At 73.8% G+C, this 15,857-nt stretch carries 16 protein-coding genes; 8 read left to right on the forward strand and 8 right to left on the reverse strand.

Annotated elements, in window-relative coordinates:
- Positions 1-41: 41 nt before the first annotated feature.
- Entirely contained in the window at positions 42-2,387 is a 2,346-nt protein-coding gene (locus QQX13_RS12215; protein WP_301120605.1) for a sodium-translocating pyrophosphatase, read from the reverse strand.
- 169 nt (positions 2,388-2,556) lie between these two features.
- On the opposite strand from QQX13_RS12215, the gene QQX13_RS12220 reads away from it, so the two are divergent.
- Both QQX13_RS12220 and QQX13_RS12225 read left to right on the forward strand, forming a co-directional pair.
- The gene (locus tag QQX13_RS12220; RefSeq protein ID WP_301120606.1) at positions 2,557-3,102 is read left to right on the forward strand and encodes a sigma-70 family RNA polymerase sigma factor; all 546 of its coding nucleotides are present in this window, start codon (positions 2,557-2,559) and stop codon (positions 3,100-3,102) included.
- A 1-nt stretch (position 3,103) separates the two neighbouring features.
- Positions 3,104-5,026: a hypothetical protein gene (locus QQX13_RS12225; RefSeq protein ID WP_301120608.1), complete on the forward strand. Its 1,923-nt coding sequence runs from the start codon at positions 3,104-3,106 to the stop codon at positions 5,024-5,026.
- A 223-nt stretch (positions 5,027-5,249) separates the two neighbouring features.
- On the opposite strand, the gene QQX13_RS12230 is transcribed toward QQX13_RS12225, so the two are convergent.
- The 3 genes from QQX13_RS12230 to QQX13_RS12240 are packed head-to-tail and all read right to left on the reverse strand — an operon-like array spanning position 5,250 to position 6,165.
- Complete coding sequence (locus tag QQX13_RS12230) at positions 5,250-5,588, reverse strand: helicase (protein ID WP_301144553.1); 339 nt, start codon at positions 5,586-5,588, stop codon at positions 5,250-5,252.
- A gap of 32 nt (positions 5,589-5,620) precedes the next feature.
- Positions 5,621-5,950: a hypothetical protein gene (locus QQX13_RS12235; protein WP_301120612.1), complete on the reverse strand. Its 330-nt coding sequence runs from the start codon at positions 5,948-5,950 to the stop codon at positions 5,621-5,623.
- Complete coding sequence (locus tag QQX13_RS12240; RefSeq protein WP_301120617.1) at positions 5,947-6,165, reverse strand: DUF4244 domain-containing protein; 219 nt, start codon at positions 6,163-6,165, stop codon at positions 5,947-5,949. The genes QQX13_RS12235 and QQX13_RS12240 overlap by 4 nt, the downstream gene beginning before the upstream one ends.
- A 149-nt stretch (positions 6,166-6,314) precedes the next feature.
- Between QQX13_RS12240 and QQX13_RS12245 the strand changes: the two genes are divergently transcribed.
- Positions 6,315-7,583 carry an ion channel protein gene (locus QQX13_RS12245; protein WP_301120619.1) on the forward strand — a complete coding sequence of 423 codons (1,269 nt, stop codon included), beginning with the start codon at positions 6,315-6,317 and terminating at the stop codon, positions 7,581-7,583.
- A gap of 15 nt (positions 7,584-7,598) precedes the next feature.
- Here the strand turns inward: QQX13_RS12245 and QQX13_RS12250 are convergent, their stop codons facing one another.
- Together QQX13_RS12250 and QQX13_RS12255 are read right to left on the reverse strand one after the other, a co-directional pair.
- Positions 7,599-8,471: a type II secretion system F family protein gene (locus tag QQX13_RS12250; protein WP_301120621.1), complete on the reverse strand. Its 873-nt coding sequence runs from the start codon at positions 8,469-8,471 to the stop codon at positions 7,599-7,601.
- Positions 8,468-9,460, reverse strand: coding sequence for a TadA family conjugal transfer-associated ATPase (locus tag QQX13_RS12255; RefSeq protein WP_301120623.1), 993 nt, complete (start codon positions 9,458-9,460; stop codon positions 8,468-8,470). The genes QQX13_RS12250 and QQX13_RS12255 overlap by 4 nt, the downstream gene beginning before the upstream one ends.
- Positions 9,461-9,591: 131 nt before the next feature.
- Here QQX13_RS12255 and QQX13_RS12260 point away from each other — a divergent pair, with 131 nt between their 5' ends.
- The 3 genes from QQX13_RS12260 (at position 9,592) to QQX13_RS12270 (ending at position 11,761) form a co-directional block, all read left to right on the forward strand.
- Positions 9,592-10,407 (forward strand): HAD family hydrolase, encoded by an 816-nt coding sequence (locus tag QQX13_RS12260; protein WP_301120645.1) that lies wholly within the window; start codon positions 9,592-9,594, stop codon positions 10,405-10,407.
- Between the two features lie 114 nt (positions 10,408-10,521).
- A complete protein-coding gene (locus QQX13_RS12265; protein WP_301120647.1) occupies positions 10,522-10,656 on the forward strand; it encodes a hypothetical protein in 135 nt (44 codons plus the stop codon).
- 145 nt (positions 10,657-10,801) lie between these two features.
- Positions 10,802-11,761, forward strand: a complete 960-nt coding sequence (locus tag QQX13_RS12270; protein ID WP_301120649.1) for a hypothetical protein — start codon at positions 10,802-10,804, stop codon at positions 11,759-11,761.
- A 6-nt stretch (positions 11,762-11,767) separates the two neighbouring features.
- On the opposite strand, the gene QQX13_RS12275 is transcribed toward QQX13_RS12270, so the two are convergent.
- Positions 11,768-12,037 (reverse strand): hypothetical protein, encoded by a 270-nt coding sequence (locus tag QQX13_RS12275; RefSeq protein ID WP_301120651.1) that lies wholly within the window; start codon positions 12,035-12,037, stop codon positions 11,768-11,770.
- A 186-nt stretch (positions 12,038-12,223) separates the two neighbouring features.
- Between QQX13_RS12275 and acs the strand changes: the two genes are divergently transcribed.
- Together acs and QQX13_RS12285 are read left to right on the forward strand one after the other, a co-directional pair.
- A complete protein-coding gene (acs, locus tag QQX13_RS12280; protein WP_301120653.1) occupies positions 12,224-14,224 on the forward strand; it encodes an acetate--CoA ligase in 2,001 nt (666 codons plus the stop codon).
- Between the two features lie 71 nt (positions 14,225-14,295).
- On the forward strand, positions 14,296-14,700 hold the full coding sequence (locus QQX13_RS12285) for a cupredoxin domain-containing protein (RefSeq protein ID WP_301120655.1): 405 nt from the start codon (positions 14,296-14,298) through the stop codon (positions 14,698-14,700).
- Positions 14,701-14,963: 263 nt separating this feature from the next.
- On the opposite strand, the gene QQX13_RS12290 is transcribed toward QQX13_RS12285, so the two are convergent.
- On the reverse strand, positions 14,964-15,833 hold the full coding sequence (locus QQX13_RS12290; RefSeq protein ID WP_301153488.1) for a phosphatase PAP2 family protein: 870 nt from the start codon (positions 15,831-15,833) through the stop codon (positions 14,964-14,966).
- Positions 15,834-15,857: the final 24 nt, after the last annotated feature.

Consider the following 15,857-nt stretch of genomic DNA (forward strand, 5'->3'; position numbering starts at 1 on the left):
GACTGCGTGGCACGGGGTGCCGCAGGCGCCCGTGGACCTCCCTACCGCTCCGCGGGCTCCTCCACCGCATCGTCCGTCCCCGCCGCCGGGGCGTGCCCCTCGTCGACTGCCGCCGCATCGGCCTCCTCCTCGACGCCGCCGGCATGCGACCGGCGCGAGGCCATCGCCACCGCCGCCACCGCGACGGCCGCGGCGACCGCAGCGATCGCGATGCGCAGGATGTCGCTGCTCGACTCGCCGTACGCGACCGCGACCACCGCGGGGGCGATCAGCAGGGCCACCAGGTTCATCACCTTGATGAGCGGGTTGATCGCGGGACCCGCGGTGTCCTTGAACGGGTCGCCGATGGTGTCGCCGATCACGGTCGCCTCGTGGGCGGGCGAGTACTTGCCGCCGTGGTGGCCGTCCTCGACGATCTTCTTGGCGTTGTCCCACGAGCCACCGGAGTTGGCGAGGAAGACCGCCATCAGCACGCCGGTGCCGATCGCGCCGGCGAGGAAGCCCGCGAGCGCGCCGATCCCGAGCGCGAAGCCCACGAAGATCGGCGCCATCACCGCGAGCAGGCCCGGGGTGGCGAGCTCGCGCAGCGAGTCGCGGGTGCAGATGTCGACCACGCGGCCGTACTCGGGGCGCTGCTGACCCGTCATGATGCCGGGCATCTCGCGGAACTGGCGGCGGACCTCGTAGACGATCGCGCCGGCGGCGCGGGTCACCGCGTCGATCGCGAGACCCGAGAACAGGAACACCGTCGCGCCGCCGATGATCAGCCCGACCAGGGTGAGCGGGTGGATGATCTCGAAGCTGAAGTAGTCCGCGGCGTTCGCGGACGCCTGCTCGAGCGCGTGCGTGACGGCGTCGGAGTAGCTGCCGAACAGCGCGGTCGCCGCGAGCACCGCGGTCGCGATGGCGATGCCCTTGGTGACGGCCTTGGTGGTGTTGCCCACGGCGTCCAGGTCGGTGAGGGTCTTGGCGGCCTCCTCGTCGACGTCGCCGGACATCTCGGCGATGCCCTGCGCGTTGTCCGACACGGGCCCGAAGGTGTCCATCGCCACGATCACGCCGACCGTGGTGAGCAGCCCGCAGCCCGCGAGCGCCACCAGGAACAGCGCGAGGGCGATCGAGCCTCCCGAGATGGCGAAGAGGATCACGATCGCGCCCGCGATGACCGTCGCCGTGTAGACCGCCGACTCGAGGCCGACGCCGATGCCCGAGAGCACCACCGTCGCCGCGCCGGTCAGCGATGTCTTCGCGACGCGCCGGGTCGGGCGCTTCGCGGTGTCCGTGAAGTAGCCCGTGAGCCAGAGGATGAGCCCCGCGAGGCCGATGCCGACGAACACGGCGATGGTCGCGATCGCCCGCGGATCGCCGGACGCGTCCGCGACCGCCGAGCCCGCGAACTCGGAGAACGAGGACGGCAGGTACACGTACGACGCGACCGCGGCGAGCACCGCGCCCACCAGCGCCGCGATGTAGAAGCCGCGGTTGATGGCCTTGAGGCCCGACTCGGAGCCGCGCACCCGCGTGATGAGCACGCCGATCGCCGCGACCAGCGCGCCGATCGCAGTGATGATCAGCGGGAACACGAGCCCCTGCTCGCCGAACGCCGCCTTGCCGAGGATGAGCGCCGCGACCAGGGTCACGGCGTAGGACTCGAACAGGTCGGCCGCCATGCCGGCGCAGTCGCCGACGTTGTCGCCCACGTTGTCCGCGATGGTGGCGGCGTTGCGGGGGTCGTCCTCCGGGATGTGCTGCTCGACCTTGCCCACCAGGTCGGCGCCCACGTCGGCGGCCTTGGTGAAGATGCCGCCGCCGACCCGCATGAACATGGCCAGCAGCGCGGCGCCGAAGCCGAAGCCCTCCAGCACGGCCGCCGCATCGTCGCGGTACAGGAACACCACGGCCGCCGCGCCGCCGAGGCCCATGCCGACCACGGACATGCCCACCGCGCCGCCGGTGCGGAACGCGATGCGCGCGCCCTCGGCGCGGCCCCCCGACCGGTTCGCGGCGGACGCGACCCGCACGTTGGCCCGCACGGCGAGCCACATGCCCATGTAGCCGATGGTGGCCGAGCAGCCGGCCCCCAGCAGGAAGAACAGCGACCGACCGATCCGCACGCCCGTGTCCCCGGGCAGCAGGAACAGCAGCGCGAACACCAGCGCCGCGAACAGCGCCAGCGTCCGCAGCTGCCGCGTCAGGTACGCGCTCGCCCCCTCCTGGACGGCGGCGGCGATGTCGTTCATCCGCTCCGTGCCGTCCTTCGCCTTGAGCACCTGCGCGCGCAGCAGCCATGAGGCCAGCAGCGCGACGGCGGCGATGATCCCGATGACCACCACGATGGTGAGGCTGGCCGAGCCCACCTCCACCGTGGCGCCGATGGCCTGCACCATGACGTCCTCCTCGACGTTCTCCCCGACCCGACTCCGTTGTCGTGTCCGCGAGGGATATCTCTGCACTCTAGGGGACGATGCAGGGGACGGGTAGGCGGGCGACCCAACCTTTCCTGGGGTGTCGTGCGTCGACATCATGTGAGGCACGGAGGCGACGAGGGGGTGCGCGATGAGCGACTGGCGTGAGGTGTTGACCCAGCTGGTCGAGGATCGCGAGCGCGCGCTGCTCGGGTACGCGTACCTGGTGTGCGGCAACGCCACCCAGGCGCAGGACCTGGTGCAGGACGCGCTGGTGCGCACCTTCTCGAAGCCGCGACCGGGTCTCACCGCCGTGAAGGCCGAGGGGTACGTGCGCCGCGCGATCACCACGGTCTACATCGACGGGTACCGCCGCGAGCAGCGGTGGCGCAGGGTCCAGCACCTGTTCCGCGAGGAGCAGGCGGGCTCCGATCCCACCACCGGGATCGAGGCCGGGACCGACGTCACCGCCGCGCTCGCGACGCTGCCCCCGCGGGAGCGCGCCTGCGTGGTCCTGCGGTACTTCGACGACCTCACGGTGCCGCAGATCGCCCACCAGCTCGGGCTCGCCCCGGGGTCGGTGAAGCGGTACGTCCACGACGGCCTGGCCCGGCTCGAGCTGGTCCTGGGCCCGCTCGAGGACGTCCGCGACCCCTCCCCCGACGGCGCCCCGCGCCCCTCCCAGGAAGGCCGCTGACATGGTCAAGCTCTCCGACGCCCTCCGCGGCGCGGCCGACAAGGCCCCGCTGGACGGCATGTCCATCGACCGCGCGCACGCGACCCGGCGCGCGTCCCGGTCCCGCGCGCTGCACGCCGGCGCCAACGGCCTGCTCGGGGCGGGCGCGGTGGCGCTCATCGCAGTCGGCGTGATCGGCCCGGGCTCCGCGCTCGGCTCGCGGTCCGAGGACTCCGCCACGACCGCGGAGTCCGCCACGGACTCCGCCGGCGGCGACATGAGCGCGGGGGTGCCCGAGACCGACGGCGGGCTCGCGGCCGGGAGCCTGCCCGCCTGGGGAATGTGCGGCACGGAGCTGCCGGCCATGCCCGAGATCGCCGGGCCCTTCTCGCTCGCGGCGTCGCTGCCGACCGGTGAGGTCGCCGGCGGCACGCTCGACGTGGTCGCCACGCTCACGAGCGCCGAGGACGGCGTCTTCGAGACCTTCGAGGTGGACGGCGTGGTGCTGTGGGACGGGATCGTGGTGGCGACCCTGGGGTCGAGCACGGACGACGTGGTGGAGATCCGCGAGCTGGTGATGGCCGCCGGGGACTCCGAGGTCACGGAGCTGTCCGTGCCCCTGGAGAACTGCTGGGACGGCGAGGCGCTGCCCGCCGGGAAGTACGAGGTGGTGCTGACCCAGGAGCTGTGGCCTTCGGAGATGATCGTCGAGGAGGAGCCGCCGTCGGAGCCCACGCTGGAGCCGGCCGACCCTGTGGAGCCGACGGATGCCGTCGACGAGCCGGCGCCCGCGGAGCCGACCGACGACGTCGCGGTCGATCCCGACGAGGCGGTGACCTCGGGTCCCGCCGACGGCGACGCCGCGACCACCACCGACAGCGCGGGCATGCTCGCCGCGGACGCGTTCACCCGGGTGTACTCCGACCCCGTCGGGTTCGCGGTCCCGGGCGAACCGGTCGACGAGCCGTTCGCCGCGTACCTGCGGACCGACCCGGAGCCCGTGCCGGATCCCGTCGACCCCACGCCGGTCGACCCGACCAGCGACAGCGCCCTCGACGCCGCCACCGCGCGCGAGCTGTACCTCGCGGGCCTGACGGGCGCGTGGGACATGGCGGCGGGCAGCCAGCGCTGGCTCGCCACCTCGGACGGCCTGGGCGAGGTGCCGACCTCCTGGTGGGGCTGCGGCTACGAGGGCGACGGGGCGTTCCCGGCGCGGTCCGCCGAGCTCGACCTGCTCTCCGTGACGGTGGCCGCGCCGCGGTCGATCTCGGTCAGCTACGGCTGGATCGTCGAGGGCAACCCCGCCGTGGACGTGACGCTGGCCAACACCTCGGAGTGGGATCTCACGCAGTTCTGGGGCATGCAGGGTGTGAACCTCGCGCTGGTGCGGGACGGCCGTGTGGTCGCCGAGGGCTACCCCGTCGATCCGTACCAGCACCAGCGCGCGTGGGCCATGGACTCCGCGGCCGCGATGGAGGAGCAGGCGTTCGAGGACACGGGCGACGCGGCGGTGAGCGAGCCCGCGCTCGGCGAGATGACGATCGCCCCCGAATGGGAGGGATCCTTCCTCGGCGCCGGCGAGTCCGTGTCCAGCACGTACCTGTGGCGCGACGTGAGCACCTGCTGGACGGAGGCCGGCCAGCTGGACGTCGCGCCCGGCTCCTACACGCTCCTGGCCATGCACCACCTGAGCCTGCCGGGCACGACGATCGTCGAGCCGACGGGCGACGACGGCGTGGACCTCGAGCGCGGCAGCGACGGCGGGATCGTGGTCACGGAGCCCGACGCGGGCTGGGGCGTCGAAGGCTCGGCGGGGACGACCGGCTCCGGCGAGTCCTCGATCGGGATCGCCGAGCCCGACATCGCCATCGCCCCTGAACCGGGCTACTACGACTGGTTCGAGCTCCAGGCATGGACCTCCCTGGGAACGGTCACCGTCAGGTAACGGTCCGATAACGACCATCGGATCCGGGGTTACGCGTGTGGCCTTTGTCACATTTCCCGCGTAACCTCCGCGCAACGCGGCCTCAGGTGGTGGCGACGAGGCGAGTCAGCGTCAACAATCGGGAGTGCAGGGTGCACGCACCTTGCCCGACCCTCGTCAGCCAGCGGGACGTTCCCTCAGCCGTCCGCTGACCCGGGGGTTGGCGGCGGCGGCCCGGAATCCCTCAGCCCGGGCCGCCGTCGATCTCTGTCCGGGCCTGTGGCGCCGGACCCGCGACCGCGGAGCGCTCGACGCCCGCGTCCGCGGTGACGCGCATCGCCCCGACGGCCGGGCCCGGCTCGCAGCCCGTGAGCTCGGCGCCCGCGAGCGCCGCCGCGCGAGCCGCGACCGCGCAGGCCCCCGCGACGTCGGGCGACCCCCGGGCGCGCCCGTGACGCAGCTCGACGGCCGCGGCGACCGCCGCCGCGTCGGCGACGGCCTGGGCCCGCGCTCCCTCGAGCACGGGTCCGAGCACCGCCAGCAGCGCGAGCACCGCCGTGACCACGACGGCGATCAACCCCATCGCGACGACCGAGCCCGCCCCCCGGTCACCCCTCACGGCTGGTCCGGAAGCGCGATGACGGCCGTGCGCGGCGGCCACGGCCACCGAGGCGGCGCCGCCACCGTCACGGCGACCCAGCCGTCGGCGCGGACGATCTCCACGGACACCCGCGGCCCGCCGACCCGCCGTGCCACCGCCTGCGCGCCGGCATCGTCCTCCACCACCGCCGCCCGCGCGGCCGCGAGGGCCGCGGCGTCCACCGCCGCCCCCTCTCCCGCCGCACGCACCCCGCCGAGCGCGAGCGCCAGCACGGCGACCGCGGCCGGCAGCGCGAGCGCGAGCTCCACTGTCACCGACCCGCGGTCGCCGCGCCTGCTCCTCATCCTCCGAGCGCTCCCTGCAGGATGCTCACGAGCATCCCGCGCACCTCGTCGGACTTCAGGATCACCAGCAGCAGACCCGCGAAGCCCGCGGCCGCCACGGTGACGAGCGCGTACTCCACGGTGGCCATGCCATCGTCGCGCCGCCAGGGCGATCCCGGCGCCGCGACGCCGCTGCCGATCGAGGCGTCGCCGACGCCTCCCTTGTCCCCGTCCATCGGTTCTCCTTCCCGTCGGGGTCTCCAGGCTCGGCGTTCCGCGGGTGCGCCGACCGCGCCACCCGCGACCACGGGGACCTGCCGCACCCGGCACCGACCTGGGGACATCCGGCCGGGCCGTCACTAGGCTGACCGCGGAGAGGGGTGGCATGGACGAGCACGAGGACCGGGGGCCGGGTCCGGCGCAGCTCGCGCGCGCCGCCGTGCCGGCCCTGCTGATCGGCGCCGCGAGCGCCCTGATCCTCTTCGGCGCCGACGAGCTCGCGCTGCTGCTCGAGCACTGGTGGTGGGAGACGCTCCCGCACCTGCTCGGCGTGGAGGAGGACGCCCGCTGGTGGATCGTCGTGGTCCTCACCATCACGGGGGCCCTGGTCGGCCTGGTCCTGTGGAAGGCGCCCGGTCACGGGGGGCACGACACCGCCGCGGTCGAGCTCATCGCTCCCCCGCTGCCGCTCCGCGCGCTCCCCGGGGTGCTGGCCGCCCTGGTGCTCGGCCTGGCGGGCGGCGTCAGCCTGGGCCCGGAGGGGCCGATCATCATGATCGGCGCCGCGCTCGCGGTCCTCGCGTACCGATGGCTGGCACCGGCCGTGCCCGTGACCGCGGTGCTCGTCATCGCGGCGGCGGGCATGCTCGGCGCGATGCTCGGCACCCCGGTCGCGGCCGCGCTGGCCCTGACCGGCGCGCTAGGCGGCGTCAAGGGCGGCCACCTCTGGGACCGGCTGTTCGCACCGCTGGTGGCGGCCGGGGCGGGAGCGGCGATGTACCACCTGCTGGGCGGGGTCAGCTGGGACATGGGCCTGCCGGCGTACGAGCCCGCCTGGGTCGACCTGCTCACGGCGTCTGTCGTGGCGGTGGTGGCCGCGCTCGCCGGGGTCGGCGCCGCGGCCCTGTTCACGCCGGCGTGGCGCCTGTCGCGCCGGCTCGGCCACCCCATGGTCTACGCCACCGTCGGCGGGCTGCTGCTCGGCCTCCTGGGCGTCGTCGGGGGCCACATCACGCTGTTCAAGGGAGCCGCGGAGACCGCCGAGATCCTGGCCGACCGGGACCAGTACGGCGTCGGTGCGCTCATCCTGATCATCGTGGTGAAGCTGGTCGCGGTCGTGGTCGCGGGCGCGAGCGGGTTCCGCGGCGGCCGGATCTTCCCGGCCCTGTTCGTCGGCGTCGTGGTGGGCCTGCTCGGACACGCGCTGATCCCGGGCCTCCCCCTCGCGATGGCGGTGGCCGCCGGCGTGATGGGCATGGTGCTCGCGATCTCCCGCGACGGCTGGTTCGCGATCTTCGGAGGCGTCCTGGTCGCGGGCGACGTCGCGACGCTCGCGATCCTGTGCATCGCGATCCTGCCGGCGTGGCTCGTGGTGACGCGCGCGCCGCACATGCTGGTGCGCCTCCCGGAGCAGGAGCGCGCGCCCGTCGTGTGACCGCGGCGCCCGGCGTCACACCAGCGCGCTGCCGCGCAGCACGGCGATCAGCAGCGGCACCAGGCCGACGAGCACGAACGCGGGCAGCAGGCACAGGGTGAGCGGCAGGGCGACCCGCACGCCGAGCTCCCCGGCGGCCGTGGCCGCGTCGGCCCGGGCCCGCCGAGCCGCCGACCGGCGCACGGCGGCGAGCGCCGGACCGGCCCTCGCGCCCGCCTCCCAGGCCGGAGCCAACGCGGCGCCCACGTCGCTCCACCCGTCCGGCAGTCCCGGCCACCGCCCGGTCGCCGCGAGCGCATCGGCCGCCCGCGTGAGCGCCGGGGCCTCGAGCGCCCCGCCGACCTCCCTCAGCGCCCGCGGCAGGTCGACACCGGCGTCCAGGGCCGCGCCGAGCAGCGCCGAGGCGACCGCGACCTCGTGAGCGTCGACCCCCCGCGCGTGCACGGCCCCGGCGACCAGGCGACGGGTCCAGAGCCGTCCCGTCCAGGTGAGCGCGGCGGCGAGGGCCAGGAGCGTCCAGCCGAGGGGGCCGAGGAGCAGCACCCGCAGCGCCGCGGGCTCGATGATCGCGCCGAGGGCCACCCCCACCACGGGCAGCCAGGCCAGGATCCGCGCGCTCAACCGCGGCCCCGCCAGGGCGGCCGCGCGGGCGGCCTCCGCCTCGCGCTCGTCCGCCGCGACATCGGCGAGGGCCCCGAGCATCGTCCCGAGGGGCGCCCCCACCCGCCCGGCGAGCGCGTCCGCAGCCGCGACCGCGCGATCGAGCGGCGAGCCCCACGGCGGCGCGGGACGGGTCGCGCCCGACCGTCGCCACGCCTCGCCGTCCGGCAGGCCCGCGGCGAGCAGCCCGACCACCCGCGGCAGGGACTCGTCGTACCGCTCCGTCACGCCGCCTCCCTCGCCGCGAGCGCCGCGACCGCCCGCCAGGCGGGTCCGTAGCTCACGGCTCCGCCGTCGCGCCTCCACGCGGTCACCATGCGCAGACCCCCCGCGTCGGCCTCGACCAGCCCCAGCTCGACCACACGGCGGCCGCCGTGCTCCCGCGCGACGTGGACGATCACCGCGAAGGCAGCCGCCGCCTGCAGCGCGAGCTGGGCGGTGTCGAGGCCCGCGAGCGCCGCCATCGCGTGGAGCCGGGCGGGCACGTCGCCGGCGGTGTTCGCGTGCACCGTGGTCATCGCTCCGCGATGGCCCGTGTTGGCGGCGGCCAGCACCTCCCTCAGCTCCGCGCCGCGGCACTCGCCGAGGACGATCCGATCCGGTCTCATCCGCAGCGCCTCCCGCACCAGGCGGTCGAGCCCCACGGCACCCGCGCCCTCGACGTTGGCGCGCCGCTCGACCAGCCGCACCACGTGGGGGTGCCGCGGCCGGAGCTCCCCGGCCTCCTCGATCAGGACGAGCCTCTCGCCCGGGTCCGCCTCCGACAGGAGGCTCGCGAGCAGCGTGGTCTTCCCCGCTCCCGTGCCGCCCGAGACGAGCAGCGGGACCCGCGTCCGGACCAGCAGCGCGAGGAGGTCCGCCAGCTCCGGGGTGAGCGTGCCGAGGTCCACCAGCTCCTCGACCGTGAGAGCCCGCTCCCTCACGCGCCGCAGCGAGATGGCGGCGCAGCCCTCCGCGACGGGTGGGAGCACCGCGTGCAGCCGCGTGCCGTCCGGGAGGCGGCCGTCGACCGTGGGCTGCGCATCGTCCAGCCGACGGCCCGCCGCCGCGGCGAGCGCCACCGCGAGCTCGCGCACATCCTCGGGACCGCCGATGCCGAACTCCCGACGCTCGAGCCCGCGGCCCCGGTCGATCCAGACGCTGTCGGGCGCGTTGACCAGCACGTCGGTGACGCCGGGGATCGCGAGCAGCGGTGCGAGCAGGTCGGGGTCGGCCATGCGCGCCAGCGTCTCCCGCGCGACGGCGGTGCGGGCCGGGCGGCCCGGTCCCGTGGGGCGCCGCGCCCCCCCGCGACGAGCCGGGGACATCGGTCGTGGTCGGCGTCGGTGCCCGCGGCTACTCTGACCGCATGGACACCGAGGGCACCCTGGACGAGCCGCGGCGCCGCAGCGCCGCGTTCTTCGACCTGGACAAGACGATCATCGCGAAGTCGTCGTCGATGGCGTTCTCGCGGTCGTTCCTCGAGGGCGGGCTGCTCACGCGCACCAAGGCCCTCCGGACCGCGTACGCGCAGTTCCTGTTCGAGGTCGGAGGCGCGGACGAGCGCCAGACCGCGCGCCTGCGCGACGCGCTCAGCGAGCTCGTCGCCGGCTGGGAGGTCGCCCACGTGCAGGCGATCGTGGCCGAGACCATCCACGACCACATCGACCCGATCGTCTATCAGGAGGCGCTCGAGCTCATCCGCCGCCACCAGATGAACGGCCGCGACGTCATCATCGTGAGCGCCTCCGCGTCGCTCGTGGTCGAGCCGATCGCGGAGCTCCTGGGCGCCGACGCCGTCATCGCGTCGCGCATGGAGGCGCGCGACGGCGTGCTCACCGGTGAGATCTCCTTCTACGCGTACGGTGCCGCGAAGGCGGAGGCGATCGTGGAGCTCGCGAACGCGCGCGGCTACGACCTCGACGGCTCCTACGCGTACTCCGACTCGATCACCGACGCGCCCATGCTCGACGCCGTCGGCCACGGCTTCGCGGTCAACCCCGACCGGTCCATGCGCCGCGAGGCGCACCGGCGCGGCTGGGGCGTGCTGACCTTCCGCCGACCGGTGGGCCTGCGGCGCCGCGACGCGGGCCGGCCCGTCGCGGTGACGCTGCTGGCGATCGCCGCGATCGGGGCCGTCTGGGCGATCGCATACGCCGCGTACCGGCGCGAACCGGACGCCTGAGCGGCCGTCCTCACCGAATTGGACGGGTGTCAGGAAATACGCCTGTAATGTGAGGCGTGAGCTCGGGGGGCGCTCGTCGTCGCCTGCCCGCTGAGGAACTGCGAGGACACGCACATGAACAAGGCCCTGATCGCGGCGCTCGTCGGAGTGCTGGGGCTCGCGCTCGGCTTCGGCGCGGGATGGGCCTGGGACTCCGTGACCGGTGACGAGGACGCCTCGCCGACCCCCTCCGCCAGCGCCTCCGCCTGACCCCCGGCGAGCCGTCCCGCGGGGTCTCCCGCGCATCGTCCCAGGACTCGCGACGGTCCTCGTCGACTTGTCCGGAATGACGTATCCTCGGTGCATCCTCCGACCGCCCCGGGGGATTCGCCACGCCCAGCTCCGAGGACCCCCATTGCGCAAGATCCTGCTCGCCGTCGCCGCCCTCGCGATCGCCGTGGCCTCAGCCGCGGCCGGCTGGTTCGGAGTGAAGGCGTGGAAGTCCTCGCAGAGCGCCGAGCCGGCCCCCGGGGCCTCGTCGAGCGCCACGCCGACGTCGGGCGAGACGGTGGCGCTGACGTTCCGCGCGTCCGAGGTCGAGGACTCGGTCGCGGGGCTGTTCACGGCGCCCGCCTGCGGCGAGACGTGGACGCCCGAGTCGGGCGCGGCCAACGGCGTCGAGCCCAAGCTCGACGCGAGCCTGCGCCAGGTCGCCGGCGTCGACACGGTGACCGTCGTGCCCGGATACACCACCGACACCGCGGGCATCGGCTTCCTGGCGAGCGAGGGCGAGATCATCGTCACGCGGGACGATGTGGTGGTCACCCCCGAATGGGGGGCCGACTTCGTGCCGGAGTACTACGTCGCGACCAGCGGCGAGACCACCCTCACGCAGAACAACGTCGAGTTCACCGGGTCGACGCTGTGCGATGTGGCCGCGGAGCTGAACGCGATCTGGGACGGCTTCGACTGGGCGACCGCGACCGACGCGGAGATCGCCGAGAAGCAGGAGGAGACCGCCGCGTTCAACGAGGCCCACGCGACGCTCCCGCCGGGCGACTACAAGGTCTACCAGTGGTCCCCGATCATCCTCGGGGAGCCGGCCGCGCTCGCCCGGGTGCTGGCGTCCGAAGGCGTCACTGGGGTCGCGACGCTGCAGTACACGATCGGCTACTCGCCGCTCGCCGACGATCCGCGGGTCACGGAGTACTGCACCGACCAGCTGGACGCCGAGGGCGCCCTGATCTCCCGCACGTGCGACGTGCCCGAGGACGTGCTCGCCGAGGTGCTGACCCGCGACGTGCCCGTCGAGTACATCGCCGACGTGCCGCCCGCGGTGGCCTTCTCGGTCGCCGCCGAGTTCACCGTCGAGTAGGCGCGCTCAGCCGCTCTTGCGGCGGAACTGCTGCGGCGCATGCGCGGCGCCGTTACCGTGCAGATGCGTGCCCGGACCCGTCGCGGGGCCTCCGACGCCCCCGCCCTGGCCGTCGTTGCCGACGGCGGCCGCCATCACCTCCTGCGCGTCGCCGTCCTTGACCGCGGCGAGGAAGTCCTGCGCCGGGTCGTCCCGCAGCATCCTCGCGAGCCTGCCGTGGTGGAAGATGTGCACCTCGCCGTTGGTGCGGGTGCGGTAGTCGTAGCCTTCGCTCATCACGTCAGGCTCGCACGGCCCGGCCGATTCCGCGCGGCGAGCGACGGTGCGCGCCCCGCAGGAGGCGGCCGGCCGGGGAGAGCGACGGTGAGCGTCCCGTCGGGGTCGCGAGACGCCGCTGAGCGCTCTACCAGGCCGTCTAACAAAGCCTTCCCGCACCGGGACCTACGTCCTAGAGTGGCCCGCATGGTCACAGTCGCCCATACCCTCGAGAACCTGCACACCGAGCGCCGCACCTTCAAGCCGCCGGTCTCCCTCGCCGCGCACGCGAACGCCACCGCCTACGAGTACAAGAAGGCCGGCGTCGACCGGCTCGAGTACTGGCGTGAGGCCGCGCTGCGTCTCGCCTGGCACGAGCCCTTCACCGAGATCCTCGACTGGTCCGACGCACCCGTGTCGCGCTGGTTCCACGACGGCACCCTCAACGCCTGCGACAACGCTGTCGACCGTCACGTCCGCGAGGGTCGCGGGGACCGGGTGGCCTTCCACTTCGTGGGTGAGCCCGGCGACACGGAGACGCTCACCTACGCCGACATGCACGAGCGCGTCCAGAAGGCGGCGAACGGGCTGCTGAGCCTGGGCGTCGGCAAGGGCGACCGCGTGGCGATCTACCTGCCCCAGATCCCCGAGGCCGTGGTCGCGATGCTCGCCTGCGCACGCATCGGCGCCATCCACTCGGTCGTGTTCGGCGGCTTCTCCGCCGAGAGCCTGCGTCAGCGCATCGACGACGCGGAGGCGAAGCTCGTCATCACCGCCGACGGCGGCAACCGTCGCGGGAGCCATCTCGCCCTCAAGCCGCTCGTCGACGAGGCGCTGGCGAGCCACGGGGAGGGCACCGCTCATCCCGAGCCCTGCGCCTCGGTCGAGCATGTGCTGGTGGTGCGCCGCACCGGGCAGGACACCGCCTGGACCGAGGGCAGGGACCGCTGGTGGCACGACGTGGTCGACCCGCAGACCGCCGCGCACGAGCCCGAGTGGGTCGACGCCGAGCACCCCCTGTTCATCCTCTACACCTCGGGGACCACGGGCACCCCGAAGGGGCTCTTCCACTCGACCGGCGGCTACCTCGTCGGCGCCGCCCACACCCACCGCATCGTCTTCGATCTCAAGCCCGAGACGGACGTCTACTGGTGCACCGCGGACGTGGGCTGGATCACGGGCCACAGCTACATCGTCTACGGGCCGATGACCAACGGCGCGACGCAGGTGCTCTACGAGGGCACCCCGAACACCCCGCACGAGGGTCGCTGGTGGGAGATCGTCCAGGAGTACGGCGTCACGATCCTCTACACGGCCCCGACGGCGATCCGCACGTTCATGAAGTGGGGCGAGGCGATCCCGGACCGCTTCGATCTGAGCTCGCTGCGGCTGCTCGGCTCCGTCGGGGAGCCCATCAACCCGGAGGCGTGGATGTGGTACCGCCGCGTGATCGGCGGGGACCGCTGCCCGATCGTCGACACCTGGTGGCAGACGGAGACGGGTTCCATCATGATCTCGCCCCTGCCGGGCGTGACGGCGACCAAGCCCGGCAGCGCGATGACGCCCGTGCCGGGCGTCGCGATCGACGTGGTGGACGATGCGGGTAGGCCCGTGCCCAACGGCGAGGGCGGGTACCTGGTCATCACGGAGCCCTGGCCGTCGATGCTGCGCGGCATCTGGGGCAACCGGCACCGCTACGTGTCGACGTACTGGAACCACTTCGACGGCCTGTACTTCGCCGGCGACGGCGCGAAGAAGGACGTCGACGGGGACCTGTGGCTGCTGGGCCGGGTGGACGATGTGATGAACGTGTCGGGCCACCGCCTCACCACCACGGAGATCGAGCATGCGCTGGTCGCGCACCCGTGGGTGGCCGAGGCGGCGGTGGTCGGCGCGAACGACGAGGTGACGGGCCAGGCGGTGGTGGCGTTCGTGATCGTCCGCGGCGACGTCGCGGGCATCCCCGACGACGGCGAGGCCGTGGCGGGCGAGCTGCGGAAGCACGTGCGCAAGCAGATCGGGCCGGTGGCGACCCCGCGCACCATCATGGTGGTGTCCGAGGTGCCCAAGACCCGGTCAGGGAAGATCATGCGCCGACTGCTGCGCGACGTGGCCGAGAACCGGCCCGTAGGCGACGTGACCACGCTCGCGGACTCGTCGGTGATGGACGCCATCCGGGGCGGCCTCGAGGCGGGCAAGGGCGACTGAGGGTTCTCGGGGCTCGCCGCTCGCCGGGCGGCGCGGTGGCCGCCGACGTACGGTGAGAGGTGGAGGTCCCCATGCACCGTTCGCCGGAGGCTGCTCTCCGCCACCTGATCGTCGCGCTGCTGATCGTGGCGTTCGCCGGGATCCTCGCCGCGTGCACGGACGGGAGCCCCGCACCCGCCGAGACGTCGGACGGGCCCGTGACGAGCACATCCGTCGACGTGTCCGCGTTCGAGTACGGCTACACGGCCTCCACCGACACGGTGCCCGCGGGCGAGGTCACCTTCACCCTGCTCAACACCGGCGGCATGGCGCACGACCTGGTGATCGAGGGCGTGGACGGCGCCGCGACCGCCATCATCGGACCGACCGAGACCGACGCGTTCACGGTGACCCTCGAGCCCGGCACCTACACGCTGTACTGCTCGGTCGGGACGCATCGGGACCTCGGGATGGAGCTCGAGATCACGGTCACCTGACGCCGCCGGACCGCCCCCGGACGCGCCTGCTCCCCGACACGTGTCGGGCGACGCAGGTTCCGTGCACCGGTCTCAGCAGATTCGCAGGAAACCCCGCCCGGTACTGGTGGCGCCGCGGGTTCCCAACCCCTACACTTGAGCGAGGCGATGCCACCCGGGCGACCGGGTGTCCGCCCCAAGACGTCCCCGGGAGGGGGCGGCCGCGGTGCCCCCCAGCGCGGTTGCCCTCCCGGGGATCCTTGCTTTCCGGGACGGCTCGGCGGTCACGCCGGGCGCTCGTCCTGCGGCTCGGCCGGGGACGCCGGGTCGTCGGCGTCCGGCTCCTCCGCAGGACCCTCCTCCGAGCCGGCGACAGCCTCGTCCGCGCGCTCCTGGTCGGCGCGCTCCGCATCCGGCGCCGCGTACGGGCGGTCGTCCACCTCGGCGAGGCTCAGCAGGCCCTGCGGCGGATCGACGCGCTCGAGCGAGAGGTCGCGCCACCGCTCGACCGCCACCACCACCCCGAGGACGGCGACGCCCACGCACGCCCCGGCGAGCACGTCGGTGAGGAAGTGGTAGCCGAGGTAGAGGCGGCTGAGGGCGACGAGCGCGATGATCAGCACCGCGCCGACCGACCACAGCGCGAGCCGCCAGGTCGCGTCCGAGTCCTCGTGGAGCAGCAGGTAGCTCACGACGAGCACGAAGGTGGTGGCGCCGATCGTGTGGCCGGAGGGGAACGAGTACGAGGTCTCGAAGCCCGGGATCAGCATGAACACGTCCTCGGGCCGCGCACGGCCGACCGCGATCTTGAGCCCCATCCCGAGCACCGTCGAGAGGATCATCGCGCCCACGAGCAGGACCGGATGCCACCACGAACGGGACACGCGCCACCAGATCAGCGCGATCACCGCGACCACGATCGGCAGCACCACGGGCCCGAAGATGGTGGTGACCACCTCGAAGAACGCCGTCAGCCCGGGGGTGCGGTTCTGCGACAGGTACTCGAGGAGCGGTTGGTCCAGCAGGAACAGGTCCTCCTGCTCCCTGACCCAGTCGAGGACGGCGAGGAAGCCGCCGATGCCGAGGGCGAGCAGAAGCACGCCGGGCCAGACAGCGGTCACGGCGTCGGACGGTCGCATGCGGGGACGAGCCATGCGCTCCACCCTATGCAACGGGCG

Origin of the sequence: Demequina lignilytica (genome assembly GCF_030418375.1) — a bacterium.
Lineage (GTDB): Bacteria > Actinomycetota > Actinomycetes > Actinomycetales > Demequinaceae > Demequina > Demequina lignilytica.